Source organism: Mesorhizobium loti R88b, assembly GCF_013170845.1.
Lineage (GTDB): Bacteria > Pseudomonadota > Alphaproteobacteria > Rhizobiales > Rhizobiaceae > Mesorhizobium > Mesorhizobium loti_B.
Genome location: NZ_CP033367.1, coordinates 6,216,336 through 6,230,940, shown reverse-complemented (window position 1 = coordinate 6,230,940; position 14,605 = coordinate 6,216,336). Strand labels below are relative to the sequence as shown.

At 63.8% G+C, this 14,605-nt stretch carries 13 protein-coding genes; 10 read left to right on the top strand and 3 right to left on the bottom strand.

Annotation, left to right across the window (positions count from 1 at the left end; translation table 11 throughout):
• The first annotated feature begins 121 nt into the window (after positions 1-121).
• Genes bchI through EB235_RS30315 form a run of 6 tightly spaced genes read left to right on the top strand, consistent with a single transcriptional unit; the run spans position 122 to position 6,646 of the window.
• Positions 122-1,147 carry a magnesium chelatase ATPase subunit I gene (gene bchI / locus EB235_RS30340; protein WP_027033727.1) on the top strand — a complete coding sequence of 342 codons (1,026 nt, stop codon included), beginning with the start codon at positions 122-124 and terminating at the stop codon, positions 1,145-1,147.
• The gene (locus tag EB235_RS30335; protein ID WP_027033728.1) at positions 1,144-2,913 is read left to right on the top strand and encodes a magnesium chelatase subunit D; all 1,770 of its coding nucleotides are present in this window, start codon (positions 1,144-1,146) and stop codon (positions 2,911-2,913) included. The genes bchI and EB235_RS30335 overlap by 4 nt, the downstream gene beginning before the upstream one ends.
• A gap of 6 nt (positions 2,914-2,919) precedes the next feature.
• A complete protein-coding gene (gene bchO, locus EB235_RS30330) occupies positions 2,920-3,804 on the top strand; it encodes an alpha/beta fold hydrolase BchO (RefSeq protein WP_027033729.1) in 885 nt (294 codons plus the stop codon).
• 55 nt (positions 3,805-3,859) lie between these two features.
• Positions 3,860-5,413, top strand: a complete 1,554-nt coding sequence (locus tag EB235_RS30325; RefSeq protein ID WP_027033730.1) for a phytoene desaturase — start codon at positions 3,860-3,862, stop codon at positions 5,411-5,413.
• Entirely contained in the window at positions 5,391-6,500 is a 1,110-nt protein-coding gene (locus EB235_RS30320) for a phytoene/squalene synthase family protein (RefSeq protein WP_032926000.1), read from the top strand. The genes EB235_RS30325 and EB235_RS30320 overlap by 23 nt, the downstream gene beginning before the upstream one ends.
• The gene (locus EB235_RS30315) at positions 6,497-6,646 is read left to right on the top strand and encodes a hypothetical protein (protein ID WP_155256473.1); all 150 of its coding nucleotides are present in this window, start codon (positions 6,497-6,499) and stop codon (positions 6,644-6,646) included. Before EB235_RS30320 ends, EB235_RS30315 begins: the two co-directional genes overlap by 4 nt.
• A gap of 3 nt (positions 6,647-6,649) precedes the next feature.
• On the opposite strand, the gene EB235_RS30310 is transcribed toward EB235_RS30315, so the two are convergent.
• From EB235_RS30310 to ispG, 3 genes are all read right to left on the bottom strand, one after another.
• Positions 6,650-7,408, bottom strand: a complete 759-nt coding sequence (locus EB235_RS30310; protein WP_208603644.1) for a hydratase — start codon at positions 7,406-7,408, stop codon at positions 6,650-6,652.
• 83 nt (positions 7,409-7,491) lie between these two features.
• On the bottom strand, positions 7,492-9,096 hold the full coding sequence (gene crtD / locus EB235_RS30305) for a 1-hydroxycarotenoid 3,4-desaturase CrtD (protein WP_245268908.1): 1,605 nt from the start codon (positions 9,094-9,096) through the stop codon (positions 7,492-7,494).
• Between the two features lie 4 nt (positions 9,097-9,100).
• Positions 9,101-10,351 (bottom strand): flavodoxin-dependent (E)-4-hydroxy-3-methylbut-2-enyl-diphosphate synthase, encoded by a 1,251-nt coding sequence (gene ispG / locus EB235_RS30300; protein ID WP_171878159.1) that lies wholly within the window; start codon positions 10,349-10,351, stop codon positions 9,101-9,103.
• A gap of 128 nt (positions 10,352-10,479) precedes the next feature.
• Between ispG and EB235_RS30295 the strand changes: the two genes are divergently transcribed.
• From EB235_RS30295 to EB235_RS30280, 4 genes are all read left to right on the top strand, one after another.
• A complete protein-coding gene (locus EB235_RS30295; RefSeq protein WP_027033734.1) occupies positions 10,480-11,358 on the top strand; it encodes a polyprenyl synthetase family protein in 879 nt (292 codons plus the stop codon).
• Between the two features lie 36 nt (positions 11,359-11,394).
• The gene (locus EB235_RS30290) at positions 11,395-12,516 is read left to right on the top strand and encodes a methyltransferase (protein ID WP_032926002.1); all 1,122 of its coding nucleotides are present in this window, start codon (positions 11,395-11,397) and stop codon (positions 12,514-12,516) included.
• Between the two features lie 127 nt (positions 12,517-12,643).
• Positions 12,644-13,582: a chlorophyll synthesis pathway protein BchC gene (gene bchC / locus EB235_RS30285; protein ID WP_027033736.1), complete on the top strand. Its 939-nt coding sequence runs from the start codon at positions 12,644-12,646 to the stop codon at positions 13,580-13,582.
• On the top strand, positions 13,579-14,592 hold the full coding sequence (locus tag EB235_RS30280; RefSeq protein ID WP_027033737.1) for a chlorophyllide a reductase iron protein subunit X: 1,014 nt from the start codon (positions 13,579-13,581) through the stop codon (positions 14,590-14,592). Before bchC ends, EB235_RS30280 begins: the two co-directional genes overlap by 4 nt.
• Positions 14,593-14,605 lie beyond the last annotated feature (13 nt).

The window sequence follows — 14,605 nt, the reverse complement described above, 5'->3', positions numbered from 1 at the left end:
GGACACTTTTTTGTGCGGCCGCTTTCGAGCCGAAACAAACAAAGGCCTGTTCCTCAATCTTGCACGGCGAAGATGCGCAAGAAGGATTGACACTTTTGGGTGTAAAGTGTCGGATACGCCGATGGCTTATCCCTATCCGTTTTCAGCGATTGTCGGCCAAGACGAGATGAAGCGGGCCTTGATCCTCGCCGCCGTCGATCCGTCCATCGGCGGCATCCTTGTCTTTGGCGATCGCGGCACTGGCAAGTCGACCGCCGTGCGGGCGGTGGCCGGCATGCTGCCGCCGATGATGGTTGCCGGCGACTGCCGTTACAATTGCGAGCCTGGCGTGCAATCGAAATATTGCTCACGGTGCAAGGATCAGGCGAATGCAGGACAACTCAAGCCGCGAAAGGTCGCGGTTCCAGTGATCGACCTGCCGCTTGGCGCGACGGAAGATCGTGTGGCCGGTGCTCTCGATCTGGAGAAGGCACTTGTATCGGGCGAGAAGGCGTTCGAGCCTGGACTGCTTGCAAGTGCCCATCGCGGCTTCCTCTACATCGACGAAGTCAATCTTCTGGAAGACCATCTGGTCGACCTGCTGCTGGACGTTGCCGCCTCGGGTGTCAACATCGTCGAGCGCGAAGGCCTCAGCATTCGGCACCCGGCTCGATTCGTGCTTGTGGGCAGCGGCAATCCGGAGGAGGGCGAGTTGCGCCCGCAATTGCTCGATCGCTTCGGGCTTTCGGTGGAGGTTGCCTCGCCAAAAGATGTCGCGTCGCGGGTCGAGGTCGTCAAGCGACGCGACGCGTTCGACCGCAATGGCGATGCTTTTGTAGAAAGCTGGAAACGCAAGGATGCAAGCCTGAGATCGAAAATCGCCAGGGCGCGAGATGGCCTTTCCACAATCGACACACCTGATTCCGCCCTGGAATTCGCATCGTCCCTATGCCTGAAACTCGGCGTTGATGGCCTTCGTGGTGAACTGACCCTGATGCGGGCGGCGCGGGCACTGGTGGCGTTCAACGGCAAGCGCGAAGTGACGTCAGCCGATGTTCATGCCGTCGCGATCTCCGCGCTACGGCATCGGCTGCGGCGCGATCCGTTAGACGAAACGGGGTCCGGTATGCGTGTCGAACGGGCGATGGCGGAGGTTGCCATGCCATGACCGCGCAATCCGTCGGGCAGACAGAACCTTGGAATGACGCGGTTCTCGCGGCGGCGATGATCGCGGTCGATCCTGACCTTGGAGGCGTCCATGTGAAGGCACGCGCCGGCATCGTGCGCGACCGCTGGGTTGAATGCGTCGCGGCTTGTTTCGGGCCGGAAGCTCCATTTCGCCGCATCGCTGCCGGGATCTCGGAGGCGCGGCTGGCAGGAGGACTGGATATCGGCGCCACTCTGGAGGCAGGGCGGCCAGTTGTCGAACGCGGCGTGCTTGCTTGCGCCGATGGAGGTTTGCTGGTGCTGGCCATGGCCGAACGGCTCGGCCCGACCGCCGCCGGCGTCATAGGCATGGCGCTGGACAGCGGCCATGTTCGGACCGAGCGCGATGGTGTGTCGGCCCGGCAAGCGGCGCGGTTTGCCCTTGTCGCGCTCGATGAGGGGATCGATCAGGATGAAGCGCTGGCGTTGTCCCTGGCCGACCGCCTTGGATTGCGCATAGACCTGAATGGCGTTGGCTGGCGTGACACGGAGCTCCTTAACCAACCCTATGTGATCGCGAATGCGCGGCAATTGCTGCCCTCGGTGTCGGTTGCCGATGACATGGTCGAGGCCCTCTGCGCGGTAGCTTTGTCGGTCGACGCGCGTTCGATGCGGGCATCGCTTCACCTCATGCACGCGGCACGGGCTTCGGCGGCGTTGCGCGGCCGCTCGACCGTCGAGGTCGAAGATGCCGCGGCGGCACTGCGGCTGGTGCTGGGCCTGCAGCCAAAATCGGCCGACACGACCGATCAACCGGATGACCAGCCAGCGCCCGAAGCGGAACAGGATGAACAGCCGTCCGAACCGTCGCGTAACGACAGCCAGACATCGTCGAAGGACATGCCGCAAGACATGCTGGTCGAGGCGCTCGACGCGATCATGCCCCGGCACCTGCTGGCAGGGCTGGAGGCGAACGGCACGGTGCGTTCAAGCCGAGGCCTTGCGGGAAAGGCCGGAGCGCAACGCAACCGGGCCAAACGCGGACGGGCAATCGGAGTCGCCGACAAGCCCCCATCGCCCGGAGCCCGCATCGACGTGCTCGCCACGCTGCGCCAGGCGGCGCCGTGGCAGGGCATTCGGGCGCAAGGCGCCGTGGCGGCGACGCAATCGATATCTCGACTGCACATCCGCAAGGACGATTTCCGCTATATCCGCTATCGCGAAAAGACCGGCACGACGGCGATTTTCGCCGTCGATGCGTCCGGCTCGGCGGCGGTCGAGCGGCTTGGAGAAACCAAGGGCGCCATCGAGTTGCTGCTGGCGGAATGCTATGTGCGGCGCGACAGCGTCGCGTTGATCGCCTTTCGCGGCAAAGGCGCGGAAACGCTGCTTGAACCGACCCGGTCGCTGGTGCGTGCCAAGCGCTGCCTGTCCGCCTTGCCGGGCGGTGGCGGGACGCCGCTGGCGAGCGGCATCCTTGCCACGCTCGCCATGGCGTCCACCATGTCCAGCAAAGGGCAAACCGTGGTGACGGTCTTCCTGACCGACGGACGCGGCAATGTCGGGCTCGATGGAACGAGCAGCCGCGAACGGGTGGCCGACGATACAGGCAAGGCCGCCGGCCTGTTTCGGGCCGCCGGGTTCCGCTCGATCGTCATCGACACGGCACAGCGGCCGCAGCCGCGGGCCGAGGCGCTGGCACGGGATCTCGCGGCCGAGTATCTGCCGATGCCGCGCGGTGGCTCAAAGGCCATGGCGCGCGAAATCGGTGCGCGTATGGAGGGTTGAGGCGCCATGCTTTTCGATCAGGATCGCCCATCCTGGTCGATCGATGGGGGCGACTGGCCAAATCGCCAGCACAGCCGCTTCATCCAGTCCGGCGGCCTGTCGTGGCACGTGCAGCAAATGGGAACTGGTCCGCAACTGCTCCTGCTGCACGGCACCGGTGCGGCGACACATTCCTTTCGCGATCTCGCGCCACGTCTGGCGGAGAATTTTCAGGTGCTTACACTCGACCTGCCCGGACATGGCTTTACAGCCATGCCGCCCGGCAATGGCATGTCGCTGGACGGCATGGCAAGGCTGATCGGCGGCGTGCTGACCCGCACCAATTTCGAACCGGCTCTGGTCGTCGGTCACTCCGCCGGTGCGGCAATCCTCGTCGACATGACTCATGCGGCGATGATTGAGCCGAAAGGCATCATTGCGCTGAACGGAGCGCTGCGGCCGATTCGCGGCGCCTCGCTTTTTTCGCCCTTGGCCAAGCTGCTGTTCCTGAATCCGCTGGCGCCGAAACTGTTTGCCTGGCGGGCCTTGAGCAGCCAGGCCACGCGCGGCCTGCTGGAAGGCACGGGTTCGCATATCGACAGGGTGGGTATCGAACTTTACGAACGGCTGTTTCGCAAATCGGGTCATGTCGCCGGCACGCTCGGCATGATGGCGAACTGGAATCTCGACGGCATCGCGGGCCAGATCGCCAGCCTCGCCATGCCACTCATACTGTTGACCGCCCCCAACGACCGCGCCGTTCCTCCGAGGGATGCCGTCCTGCTAGCGGCGAGCGGAAAATCGGTTCGCGTGCAAGCGCTCGATTCTGGTGGCCATCTCGTCCATGAGGAAAATCCTGAACGCGTTGCCGATCTCATCCGCGACCTCGCACATCAACTCGGCGTGTTGTGAGTTTTTGTTTCACTGACCATTTGTCAAAATGGTATTACTGAAATATTGTCAATTCATGTTGACAGTTCGCGACCGCAAAAACGCCAGCCGTGACATCGTCCCCGACAAGCCGCATGCGCCTGGCAAGCCGCATGCGCTCGTGATTGGCAGCGGCTTTGGTGGCCTCGCGGCCGCCATCAGGCTTGGGGCGAGAGGCTACCGGGTCACGGTGCTCGAGCGGCTGGACTACGCCGGTGGCCGCGCCGGCGTGCTGAAACGCGACGGCTTCACCTTCGACCGCGGCCCGACCATTGTCACCGCGCCGTTCCTGTTCGACGAGTTGTGGCGGCTGTGCGGACAGAAAATGGCCGATCACGTCGATATGCGGCCCATGATGCCGTTCTACCGCATCCGTTTCGAAGACGGCGACGAAATCGCCTGCTCTGGCGACGATGCGGAAATGCGCCGCCAGGTCATGCGCATCTCGCCTGGCGATCTTGCCGGCTACGAGCGTTTCCTGAAAAAGGCACGCGACATCTGTGTGAAGGGTTTCGAGGAGTTGGGGGACATGCCCTTCGGCTCGCCGCTGGACATGCTGAAGATCGCGCCCGACCTCGTGCGCCTGGAAGGCTATCGCAGTGTCCATGGCCTGGTTTCCCGCTTCGTGAAGAGCCCGAAACTGCGCACGATGCTCAGCTTTCACCCGTTGCTGATCGGCGGCAATCCATTCAGGGCGCCGGCCATCTACTGCCTGATCCCCGACCTGGAACGGCGCTGGGGTGTGCACTATCCGATGGGAGGCGTGGGCAGGCTGGTGGACGGTCTCGTCGCTCTGATCCGTGGACAGGGCAGCACCGTGCGATACGGCGCGGAGGTGACGAGGATCCTTGTCGAGAGCGACCGCGCCCGTGGCGTCGAGCTGGCCAGTGGCGGGACCATCCATGCCGAAATCGTCGTCTCCAACGCCGATGCCGCCTGGACCTACGGCAAGCTGGTCGGCAAGGAGAACTCGACCCGCTGGAGCGCGGGGAAACTGCGCCGCGCGCGTTATTCGATGGGTCTGTTCGTCTGGTATTTCGGCACCAGGCGCCGCTATGACAAGGTTGGCCACCACACCATCCTGCTTGGACCGCGCTACCGGGAGCTGCTGGACGATATCTTCGAAAAGAAGCGCCTGAGCGAGGATTTCTCCATCTATCTTCACAGGCCGAGCGCCACCGATCCGAGCGTGGCTCCGCCCGGCTGCGATGCCTTCTATGCGCTCTGTCCGGTGCCCAACCTGGATGGCAACATCGACTGGGCCAGCGAAGGCGAACGGCGCCGGCAGGCGGTTATGCGGCGGCTCTCGTCGACGCTGATGCCGGGTCTTGAAAGCGAGATCGTCACCTCGTCCTTCGTCACGCCATTGCATTTCCGCGACGTGCTGCTGTCGGAAAAAGGGTCGGGGTTCAGCTTCGAACCGGTGTTGACGCAAAGCGCCTGGTTCCGACCCAACAACCGCAGCGAGACCATTGAGGGTCTCTATCTGGTCGGCGCCGGAACGCATCCCGGCGCCGGTCTTCCCGGTGTCCTGTCCTCGGCGAAAATCCTCGACAAGGTCGTGCCCCATGCTTCAGCATTTGCAGCTTGAACCCTTTGCCACGCCGGCCAATTGCGCCGCATGCCGGACATCGATCCGTCAGGGATCGCAGTCTTTCTACATCGCCTCGCTGCTGCTGCCGGTCGAAATCCGCGAACCCGCCTATGCGGTCTACGCATTTTGCCGGATGGCCGACGACCTGATCGATCGCGAGGCGGGCGGCACGGCCGCGATACACGAGCTTGGGTGGATGCTCGACCGCATCTATGGCGGACGCCCCGGGCCGCATTTCGTCGAACGCGGCTTTGCCGACGTCGTCTCCGCCTTTGCCATACCGCGCGCTGTGCCGGAGGCGCTGATCGAAGGCATGGCCTGGGATGCGGCCGGAAAACGCTATGACACGCTGGACGATCTCACTGCCTATGCGGTGCGCGTTGCGGGCACTGTCGGTTTCATGATGACCCTGGTGATGGACCGCCGTGATCCGCAGGTGCTGGCCCGCGCCTGCGACCTCGGCGTCGCCATGCAATTGACCAACATCGCTCGCGACATCGGCGAAGATGCCGGCAATGGCCGCCTCTACATGCCGGTTTCCTGGCTGCGCGAAACCGGCATCGACCCGGAGGCCTGGATGGCCTCGCCGCGTTACCTGCCGGAAATCCGCTCGGTGGTCGATCGTCTCCTGGTCGAGGCGGACAGGCTCTACCTGCGGTCGCTGTCGGGCATTGCCGCCTTGCCGGGAAGTTGCCGGGTCGGCATCAATGTCGCGCGGCTGCTTTACCGTGGCATTGGCCGGCAAATCGCAAATGGCGTCAATCCGGTGACCAGCCGGGCCGTCACCACATGGCCGCAAAAGCTCAGGCTCGTCGGCGAGGCGATAGCCTCGCCGGTCGCCGACAGAACTGGTCTCGCCGAGCCGGCCGTTGCGCAGGCAACTTTCCTCATCGACGCGGTGGCGGCGATGCCGGCACCGAGGCGCGCACCGACGCTTCCGCCATGGTGGGACGTCAAGTCCCGTTCCATACGGATGATCCAACTTTTGGACGGCTTTTCCGCGCGCGCTGCGGCTGTTGAAACCGCGAACCGCAATCGCCCGTTGCTTATCCGTCACGAATCGAAATTCGAAAGCGGAAAATGAGTTCGGGCATCATCATCTTCTTCGAGATATCGCTGGTTCTGGGCTTTGCGATGCTGTTTGGCGTGCGGGAGATCTTCAACATGCGCCGCTATGACCGTGAACGCGCCGCCCGCAATAAGGCCGACGCCGAACGCGGCCCAAAGTAAAGCTCAGCGCGCCCGCCGCGGCATCTTGAAGGGCAGTAGCGTTTGAACCCAACGCGAGGCGAAACGATCGAGGTCCACGCTTTCGTGGATCGAACGGCTTGGGTTGAAGTCGTTGCCTGACACAATCATCGAGCGGCTGTAGAAGGGTGTGTCTTCAAGCGTGCGCAGAACACGCGCAGCGCCCTCTTGAAGCGGGCGAGTGGCTCGGGCGATGCCCCAGCCGGTGCGGCGCAGCGGCTGCAGTGGCGATGGCTTGAACGTCCCCGACATTCCATCGCAACGGTACTCCAGCGCGAGCGCACGGCCGTCGCCGGTCCTGGGCTGCGTATCATAAAGGATGCGCGTTGCCTTGCCGAACTCGGCGCGCGACCAGTTCCAGCTCCTGAAAGCTGTCTCCAGCGGCTCGGATCCGGCATTCATGTCGACATAGGCCTTGCCACGCCAGATTGTCGCGGGGTTCTCGAAGGTGACCGTCGCGGTCGCGCAGGGCGCGATCGGCTGCCAGGAATGGCGGTTCTGGTCGTCGAGCGCATAGGTCTGGCCAAACATCGGACCGAGATCGACGGTGACGCGGCCGCGAAGACGTCTTGGCAGAGGCACGGTCCACTCGTCGATGTCGATCACCAACCGATCTCCGGCCAGCGACAGAGCGCTGCGACCAATTGCAAGATCCTTGGCGGACCGGTGGATCGAGGCCGCGCCGCGTTCGGTCATGGCCCAGTATTTGCCGCCGGGCGTATAGAGAATGGCGTTGATGCTCACATGGTTGAGCGGGTCGGCATCGCCCCGTCGCCGAGCCGCCGCGTAGTAGGGCGAGAAAACACTGCCAATAAAGGCGATGATAGTCAGTGCGCTGAGTCCGTCGCTGCTGATCGCGTCGACATACCACCAGGCATAGCCATTGGGTGGAACGAGACGGTCGAAGCCAAATCCCGCAGGATCGCTGTCGCGGCGTGCCTGCCCGAAAGCGCCGCCATCGGCAGGCCAGGTCCCGGGTGCACCGCTCCGCCCGCCAGATAGAGCCCCTTGATCCTGGTCCGCGAACCCGGCCGCTGAAACGAGGCCGCCCAGCCGTGCGACGACCGGCCGTAGAGCGCTCCCCCGGTCCCCGGAAACAGGGTGTTGAAGTCCGATGGCGTCGTAACGACCCGGTTCTCCGGCGACACGGACAGCGTCAGCCCCGCTTGCTCCAGGCGCGCCGTCACCCGCTTCTCGCATGATGCGATCTCCGTTTTGCTCAAGGTTCTGGAATCGGCCTGCGCCGGGGCATTGACCAGTAGGAAAAGGCGCTCGGTGCCTGGTGCGGCATGTTCGTCAGTCGTGTCACGATCCTGTGCGCAGACATAGATCGTCGGGTCTTGCGGCAACTGGCCGTGCCCGAGCAGGTCTTCGAATTCGCGCTTGTAATCCTTCGAGAAAAATACCGTATGGCGCGACAACGGAAAGCCTCTCGCCTGGCCGTGGACCGACCAGGTCAGCGCGGAAAGCGACCTGTCGGCAGGGCGCCACGCCGGCACAGCACTTCTTGCTGCTTCCCCAAGCAATCCTGAAAAAATCGCCGCCGGATCGCCGTTGAAGACGACTGCCTCGGCGGGGAGCTTTTGGCCTGACGCCAGTTCCACCCCCGTGGCGCGGTGGTCGCGCACCGATACCTTCGCGACATCGGCGCCATAGACGAACTCCACGCCACGCGCGATGGCCAGCCCTTCGAACGCGTCGGCAAGCCGGGCCATGCCGCCCTCGACCAGCCATACCCCCATCTGCTCAACCTGAGCGATCAGCATCAGCGGGCCGGGCGCCGAAAACGGAGAAGAGCCGCAGTAGGTCGCATAGCGGCCGAACAACTGCCGCAGGCGGGGATCGCGGAAATAGTCACCGACGACGTTCCACAGCGACGTGAAGGGCTTGATCCGCGACAGCGCGGCAAGGCCGCCAACGCCGGCCGACAGCGCCAGTCCGATCGGGCTTGGCGCGGGGTTTTCCATGAAGGACTGGTTGAGCGAGGCGAAGACTTCGGCCGTTCGCCCGCAGAACGCCCTGTAGCCGAGCGCTTCATCGGCGCCTGCAAACCGGCCCACGGCATCCGCTGTCTGCTCGACGTCGGCATGAAGATCGAAGGTCGATCCATCCTGCCAGGAGTGGCGCGCCAGGATATCTGCCTTCGTCAGCCGGACGTGGTCGGCGAGACGTTCGCCAACTGAGGCGAAGATGGCCTCAAAAACCCATCGCATGGTGAACACGGTCGGCCCCGAATCGATCATCTGCCCGCCGACGCCAAGTTCGCGCAGCTTGCCACCCGGACGCGCCGATTTCTCCACCACGGTTACGCGGCATCCGGCCTCGGCAAGCATCAGCGCCGTGGTCAGGCCGGCCATCCCCGCACCGACCACGACGACAGGGGCACTTCGCGCGTTCGAAGCCATCCGATGGATGTCAGGGAGGTGCTGCATCGGATTACTCGGCGGCCATTTCGAAGCGACCGAACCGTTGATCGATATAGTCGGCGACCATCTTCTCGAAATCGGCCGCGATCGACGGCCCGCGCAGCGTCGCCGCCTTCTTGCCGTCGACGAAGACGGGCGCCGTCGGCGTCTCTCCCGTGCCGGGCAGCGAGATGCCGATATCGGCATGCTTGGATTCGCCCGGGCCGTTGACGATGCAGCCCATCACCGCGACCTTGAGGTTCTCGACGCCGGGATATTTCTCGCGCCACACCGGCATGTTCTTGCGCAGGTCCGCCTGGATGTTCTGGGCGAGCTCCTGGAACACGGTGGAAGTGGTGCGGCCGCAGCCGGGGCAAGCGGCGACGATCGGCACGAACTGCCGGAAACCCATGGTCTGCAGCAGTTCCTGCGACACTTGCACTTCGCGCGTGCGGTCGCCGTTCGGCTCCGGCGTCAGCGAGATGCGGATGGTGTCGCCAATGCCTTGCTGCAAAAGGATGCCCATGGCGGCCGACGAAGCGACGATGCCTTTCGAGCCCATGCCGGCCTCGGTGAGGCCGAGATGCAGTGCGTGATTGGAGCGGGTGGCGAGTTCGGTGTAGACGGCGATCAGGTCCTGCACGCCGCTGACCTTGGCCGACAGGATGATCTTTTCGCGGCCAAGGCCGATATCCTCGGCCATCTCGGCCGACAGGATCGCCGACTGCACGATCGCCTCGCGCGTCACTTCCTGCGCCGTCAGCGGAAAGCCCTTGTCCTGGTTGTCGTCCATCAGCCGGGTCAGAAGCTCCTGGTCGAGCGAACCCCAGTTGACACCGATGCGCACCGGCTTGTCGTGCTTGATCGCCATCTCGACGATATCCGTGAACTGCCGGTCCTTCTTGTCCTTGAAGCCGACATTGCCGGGATTGATGCGGTATTTGGCCAGCACCTCGGCGCAGGCGGGATGATCGGCCAGAAGCTTGTGGCCGATATAGTGGAAGTCGCCGACCAGCGGCACGTTGATGCCAAGCCGCAGCAAGCGCTCATGAATGCGCGGCACGGCGGCCGCACTTTCGTCGCGGTCGACGGTGATGCGCACGATCTCGGAGCCGGCCCGGTGCAGGGCTGCAACCTGGGCGACGGTCTGGTCGACATCGGCGGTGTCGGTGTTGGTCATCGACTGCACCACGACCGGCGCGCCACCGCCGACGATCACGCCGCCGACATCGACGCCGACCGAGGTGCGGCGGGGGAAGGGAAAGGAAAAATATCCGGTCATGCCGACAGCCTTTTGTCTCTGGAGCAGGGTGTGCGCCGGCTTTTGTCTACAAAGTTCAACACAGGCTTGTGTCAATTATCATTTACATGCATCATAGTCCATAGAAATGGACAGATGGAGGAACGGCCATGCCTGGTGAGGATCTTTCGCAGCGGATCGAAGAGGCGTTGCAGAAGGCACTGGCGCGGGCGACCGGTCCGGCCGCGCCGCCCTTGCTGGCGAAAGCCCTGAACCATTCCGTGTTTCCATCAGGGCAGCGTATCCGTCCGCGTCTCACCTTGTCGGTCGCGCTGGCTTGTGGCGATGACCAGCCTCTGGTCTCCACGTCAGCCGCGGCGGCAATAGAACTGCTGCACTGCGCATCCCTGGTTCATGACGATATGCCTTGTTTCGACAATGCCGCGATCCGGCGCGGCAAAGCCTCGGTTCACGCCGCCTACGGAGAGCCGCTGGCGCTTCTGGCCGGAGATGCCCTGATCGTGCTCGCGTTTGAGACGGCCGCACTTGCGGCTGTTTCCGATCCGCTGCGCGCGGTAAGTCTTTCGACGATCATCGCCCGTGCCGTCGGAATGCCACATGGTATCGTTGCCGGGCAGGGCTGGGAAAGCGAAGTCTCGCCAGACCTGGCGCTTTACCAGCGCGCCAAGACGGGCTCGCTGTTTGCCGGCGCGGCGATTGCCGGCGCCGCAGCTGCGGGGCATGCGGCCGAGCCCTGGGGCATGCTGGGCTACAGGCTCGGCGAGGCCTATCAGGTGGCCGACGACATTCGTGATGTCATGTGCAGCGAAAAAGACATTGGCAAGCCGGTTGGGCAGGACAAGTCGCTCGGTCGGCCCAATGCCGTGCACGAACTCGGTGCGCGCGGCGCCGCGCTGAAGCTGCTTTCGCTGGTTGAGGACGCGGCCGAATCGATCCCGGACTGCGTGGGTGCGGCGGCGCTGAAGGCCCAGATCCGCGCGCAGGCAAGTCGTTTCCTGCCGAAGGAAGCTGCCCAGCACGCTGCCTGAGATACTTGGGATTTTGGCAAGTCTGGGGTTCAGCCCATGCTGTCGGCCTGGCTCGAACGTATTCGCGATTTCAGGAACCGCAAGGTTGCCGATCCCGCTTTTCGCCGCTGGGCAGCCGGCTTTGCGCTGACGCGACCCGTGGCGCGCCGCCAGGCAAAGGCGTTGTTCGACCTGACCGCCGGTTTCGTCTATTCGCAAATTCTAGCCGCTTGCGTGCGTGTCGACCTGTTCGAGATTCTGGCCGGGCAGCCGCTCGACCTGGCTACGCTTTCGAAGCGAATCAGCCTGCCGCTGGACGGCGCGGAGCGGCTGCTGAAAGCCGCTGCCGCCCTTGAACTGATCGAAGCGCGCAGGGGGGGACTTTATGCCCTTGGGCCGCTTGGCGCCGCTCTGGTCGGCAACACCGGCGTCAAGGCGATGATTGTCCATCACGATATTTTGTACGCCGACCTGCGCGATCCGCTGAAGCTTCTGGCCGGCACCGGCGGGTCTCGGCTACAGCAATATTGGGCCTATGCCGGAGCCGGCCAGGGGGCCGTCGCCGAGCCACGGCACCATGTCGACTACACCACCCTTATGTCTGCCTCGCAGGCTTTCGTTACGGCCGAAATCCTCGATGCCTATCGCGTGAGCCAGCACCGACAGCTCCTGGATATCGGGGGCGGTGACGGCGCTTTCTTGATTGCGGCCGGCCAGGCGGCGCCGGACCTGCAGCTGACGCTTTTCGATCTCCCGCCGGTGGCGGCGCAGGCGCGCCAACGCATCCTTGCGGCCGGGCTTGCCGGCCGCGCCAAAGCCTTTGGCGGCAGCTTCTTCGACGACGAGCTGCCCCAAGGCGCCGACCTCGTCACCCTGAACCGTGTCCTGCACGACCATGACGACGCGGCGGCACTCGCCATTTTGTGGGCGGCGCGACATGCGATTGCGGCCGATGGCACTTTGCTAATCGCCGAGCCGATGGCCGGAACGCCGGGCGCATTGGCCAGTGGCGATGCCTATTTCGGCTTCTACCTCCTTGCCATGGGACAAGGCAGACCGCGCACCGTCGACGAAATCGCCGCCATGCTCCGCCAGGCCGGCTTTGACCGGATCAAGCCTGTGGCGACAAACACGCCCCTGATCGCACGCATCCTTACGGCTCGTCCGGCAGCGCTTTAAATGGCGTCCGTCCACTGCGATCAACGGTTCGTGTGTACAATTTAATTGACAACTAAAAGCGTAAAGATAATCTGACACATGTCGAACAGGAACCCGTTCGTCACGTGCTCAGGGAAGGAGGGTTCAGATGAATGCACTGGCAGTCGTCCTCGAAGAACCCGGCAAGCTTGCCCTGCGCGAACTCAGCCTCAACGACCCGACCGTCGACCATGTTGTCGTCGACATGGAGTTCAGCGGCATCTCGACCGGCACGGAAAAGTTGCTGTGGTCCGGACGTATGCCGCCATTCCCGGGCATGGGCTATCCGCTGGTCCCCGGCTACGAATCGATCGGCCGTATTGTTGAGGCTGGAAAGAATTCTGGCAGGCAGGCAGGCCAGCGTGTCTTCATCCCTGGCGCCAACTGCTACCAGGATGCGCGCGGCCTGTTCGGTGGCGCATCGTCACGTGTTGTGGTGGCTGGCCAGAAGGCAATGCCAGTCGGCGACCATCTTGGCGACCGCGCCATTCTGCTGGCGCTTGCCGCCACCGCTCACCACGCTGTCTGCCCCGATACCAGGAAGCCGCCGGAACTGATCATCGGCCACGGTGTGCTGGGACGGCTGATTGCGCGCATTGTCGTGGCGCGCGGCGGCGATCCGGTCGTATGGGAGACCAATCCCCTGCGCCAGGCTGGTGCCGATGGCTATAGCGTGGTTCATCCAGACGAGGACAAACGGCGCGACTACCGTCGCATCTGCGACGTCAGTGGCGATGCCAACATTCTCGATAGCCTGATGCTGCGGCTTGCCCGCGGCGGCGAGATCGTACTCGCCGGCTTTTATGATCAGCGCCTGTCCTTTGCTTTTCCCATGGCCTTCATGCGCGAGGCGCAGATCCGCGTCGCGGCGGAATGGCGGCCGGGCGACCTGTCGGCCGTCGATGAGATGGTCGCCGCCGGGCGGTTGTCGCTCGACGGGCTGATCACACACACCCACGCTCCGCACCGCTTCGAGGACGCCTACACGACTGCGTTCACCGATCCGGCCTGTCTGAAAATGGTTCTCGACTGGAGGCTTGCAGCATGAACGCGCCGATGAAAAACCCCGAGGGCGGTCTGCTAGCCTTGGTCGAAAGCGTACGCGCAGAGGCGGCGATGGAGCCGGATGCCGTGCATGTCGGCGAGGTCAAGAAAGAGACCCAGATCATTGCCATCTACGGCAAGGGCGGCATTGGCAAGTCGTTCACGCTGGCCAATCTCTCGCACATGATGGCACAGCAGGGAAAGCGCGTGCTGCTCATCGGCTGCGATCCGAAGAGCGACACGACCTCGCTGCTGTTCGGCGGCCGTGCCTGCCCGACTATCATCGAGACATCGGCGCGCAAGAAGGCAGCCGGCGAGGAAGTCGAGATCGGCGACGTCTGCTTCAAGAAGGGCGGCGTCTTCGCCATGGAGCTTGGTGGGCCGGAGGTCGGCCGCGGTTGTGGCGGGCGTGGCATCATCCACGGCTTCGAACTGTTGGAAAAGCTCGGCTTTCATGACTGGGGTTTCGACTACGTCCTGCTCGATTTTCTCGGCGACGTTGTCTGCGGCGGCTTCGGTCTGCCGATCGCCCGTGACATGTGCCAGAAGGTCATCGTCGTCGCCTCGAACGACCTGCAGTCGCTTTATGTCGCCAACAATGTGTGCTCGGCGGTCGACTACTTCAGAAAGCTGGGCGGCAATGTCGGCGTCGCCGGCATGGTCATCAACAAGGATGATGGCTCGGGCGAGGCGGCGGCCTTCGCGGCGAAAGTCGGCATCCCCGTGCTGGCGGCCATCCCCGCTAACGACGACATCCGAAAGAAGAGCGCGAATTATCAGATCATTGGCTATCCCGATGGTGAATGGGGTCCGCTATTCGAGGAACTCGCGCAGAACGTGACGGACTCAGGCCCGCAACGGCCGACACCGCTGACACAGGATGAGTTGCTTGGCCTGTTCGCGGCGCAGGAGGTTGGCGGCAATGTCGTGCTCGAACCTGCGAGCCAGGCCGATATGCGCGGCGGCATCGTCATCTCAAGGCCTTCCCTCGAAGTGATCTACGACGCGATTTGATCGGCATCATGTC